The sequence below is a fragment of the uncultured Algibacter sp. genome (assembly GCF_947495925.1).
In the GTDB taxonomy this organism is placed as follows: domain Bacteria; phylum Bacteroidota; class Bacteroidia; order Flavobacteriales; family Flavobacteriaceae; genus Algibacter_E.
Genome location: NZ_CANMAU010000020.1, coordinates 1 through 3,259, shown reverse-complemented (window position 1 = coordinate 3,259; position 3,259 = coordinate 1). Strand labels below are relative to the sequence as shown.

The following is a 3,259-nucleotide window of genomic DNA, read 5'->3' as shown; positions in this document are numbered from 1 at the left end:
AAAACGAGTATCATTACAAGACACCACCTGAGCAGAATTAAATAATCATAAAACAACTAAAAATAAAAGTATGAAACCAATTCGTTTTACCGTATTACTTTGTCTATTTCTAGGCATGCAGTTATCAGCACAATCCTCACAACTTGTAGGAACATGGCTGTTTGATTACCAAGCATCATATAATGGTTTATCTCAAGAAAAAAAGACAGTCATAGATGATTTACAAGAAAGTATTGGGAGCTCTCTTGAAGAGCAATATAGTAATTGTAAGCTCGAGATACGAGCTGATGGCACTTACACTCAAATCCTTCAAATGGGTAAAGAGGAAGAGGGTGTATGGGCGTATGATTCCACTAAGAATTTAATGGTTTTGACAAATACATCATCAAGTAGTCAAAAACAACAAATTAAACAACTTACAGGAAACACATTACATCTAGAGGCTTTAATAAAGGATTCTATGGGCAATATACTGCCAGCAGATACATGGTGCTACACAAAATAAATTTTCACAAAACAAAGGCATTCAATTAAGAATCGAATAAACATCCATAATATGAAACAGGTAATTTTACTTATATCGGCTTTACTTTCAATCTCATATATTTCAGGGCAGAGTAATGAAAACTATATAAGCACTACAACTTATAGAGTTGAGACAAATGATGGCGATACTAAGGCCATTGGCTCAGGAGGTTTGGGAAGTGATGATAAGTTAGAAAGTATCACGTATTATGATGGTTTGGGTCGTCCTATGCAAAGTATAGCACACCGATCAGGGGGTGATGAAGGAGATATTGTAACGCCTATTGTATATGATGATTTTGGTAGACAAAGTAAAGAGTATCTACCTTATGCTAGAAGTTCGGCAACTTTAAATTTTCAAGCTAATACGTCCGTTATTTCAGGATTAGAGGCCCAATATCTGTCAAAGTTTCCAGATGATGTTTCACAAACTTCTCCTACCGTATATTCAAAAAAACATTTAGAAGATTCGCCACTTAGTCGCGTTTTAGAACAAGGAGCACCAGGAGATGATTGGGCTGTTGATGAAGAAAATGATACCGACCATACCATAAAGTTTGAATATATTACCAACACCACAAATGAGGTTAGACTATTTACTGTCAATCTGCAGTCTCAAAACGATGCTTACATCCCTTCAATAGATGGGGACGGTACGGTTTATTATGATCCCAATGAACTCTATAAAACAATAACCAAAGATGAGAACTGGAGTCCCACACAGAGTTATTTAAAGCTACATACTACAGAAGAGTTTAAAGATAAACAAGGACGAGTAGTGTTAAAACGTACTTATGCAGCTTTTGATATAAACGGTAATGGAAATACCAATGAATCAGCAGAGAAAGCGGTAGCCCATGATACGTATTATGTGTATGATGATTATGGTAATTTAACTTATGTTATCCCCCCAAAGGCAGATACGAGTGATGGAATTTCATCTGTAGAACTCATTAACTTATGCTATCAATACATTTACGATAATAAAAACAGATTAATAGAAAAGAAAATACCAGGGAAAGGCTGGGAATATATTGTTTATGACCAATTGGATAGACCTTATTTAACCCAAGATGCTAATCTTAGAGTACTTAATAAATGGTTAATCACAAAATATGATGATTTTGGTCGTGTGGCCTACACAGGCTTTGGAGCTGAGGGGCATCCAAGTTTTGTGGGAAGGTGGCTTCTTCAGGTTTCCCGTGGCAATCACCAAGGATCTGTACAGCGAACAGCAAGCTCCACAGGAACGGTGTCAGGTCAATCGCTATACTATACTATGGATAGCTATCTTTCTGAACTTCATACGATTAATTATTATGATAATTATGATGATTTTGATTTGGCAGGGGGTGTTTCAGAAGTTTCATATACTAAAACGCCTATAACAAACGCTAAGGGTTTACTAACGGGGAGTCAGGTTAAAGTGTTAGATACAAATAACTGGATTACAACGGTTATTTATTATGACGACAAAGCACGACCTATATATGAATATGGCTATAATGCATATTTATATACCACAGATAAGGTAAAGTATAAGTTAGATTTTGTGGGTAATGTTTTAGAGACAACCACAACCCATGATAAATCAGGGAATACCATTAGTATTGTAGATAAATATACCTATGATCATGCCAATAGATTAGAGTCACACAAACAAAATATAAATGAGCAAGGCGATGAACTTATAACATTCAATCATTATGACAAATTTGGGCAGTTAGAACAAAAGGATGTGGGGAACACCGCAAGTAACCCATTACAGGAAATAAAATATGCCTATAATATTCGAGGTTGGTTAAAAGAGATAAATAATCCAAATAGTTTAGGTACAGATTTGTTTGGTTTTAAAATTAATTATAATTTGCAAGAGATAAATTCTACGAAATCCACAGCATTGTATAACGGTAATATCTCAGAAACTATTTGGAGTACGGCTAATGATGTAGCTTCAAATAAAGTTAGAGGTTATGCATACGGATATGATGCACTTAACAGAATTATGGATGCAGAATATGGTATAAAAACCTCAGGGACTTTTAATTTAACAGGGAATTCTTATGATCTTATAGGAACTAATTACGATAAAAATGGGAATATCAAAAAGCTAGTTAGATTTGGGGAAAATATTTCCATGCCCGATGACTTTTTAAACTATAACTACGACAGCGGTAATAAATTATTAAAAGTAACGGATATTACCCCATCTTCTCAAGCTCATCTAGGTTTTAACGATGGAAATACAACAGCTGAGGATTATGCCTACGATTCTAATGGAAATATGATAAAGGATTTAAACAAAGAAATAGGAAGCACAACAACAGATGGTATTAGTTATAATCATTTAAACTTACCTACCCAAGTTTCCTTTTATAACCCTCAGTACGATTCGGCTACGATTACTTATTATTATGATGCTAGTGGTAATAAACAATCAAAAAATGTTTCTGTTTATACCAATGGGAATCAAGTACCTTCTTCCTATAATAGTACTTATTATGCTGGGAATTATGTGTATGCTAATTCTTTGTTTGGTAGCCCTTCTTTGCAATTCTTTAACCATGCAGAAGGTTATGTAGAACCAAAAAATAAAAACGATTTATCTCAAGGTTTTGATTATATTTACCAATATAAAGACCATTTAGGGAATATCAGACTGTCCTACTCTGATAGTGATAATGATGGACATATTGATGTTGAAGGATTAGGGCAAGATTTAGATAATGATGGA

At 34.4% G+C, this 3,259-nt stretch carries 2 protein-coding genes; both read left to right on the top strand.

Annotation, left to right across the window (positions count from 1 at the left end; translation table 11 throughout):
• The first annotated feature begins 70 nt into the window (after window positions 1-70).
• Window positions 71-505, top strand: a complete 435-nt coding sequence (locus Q0857_RS16785) for a lipocalin family protein (protein WP_298538041.1) — start codon at window positions 71-73, stop codon at window positions 503-505.
• 51 nt (window positions 506-556) lie between these two features.
• The coding region (locus tag Q0857_RS16780; protein ID WP_298538039.1) for a DUF6443 domain-containing protein at window positions 557-3,259 on the top strand (2,703 nt) is incomplete at its 3' end.

Coding starts and splice junctions, on each gene's coding strand:
- Q0857_RS16785 (WP_298538041.1), top strand. CDS start 71: ATGAAACCAATTCGTTTTACCGTATTACTTTGTCTATTTCTAGGCATG.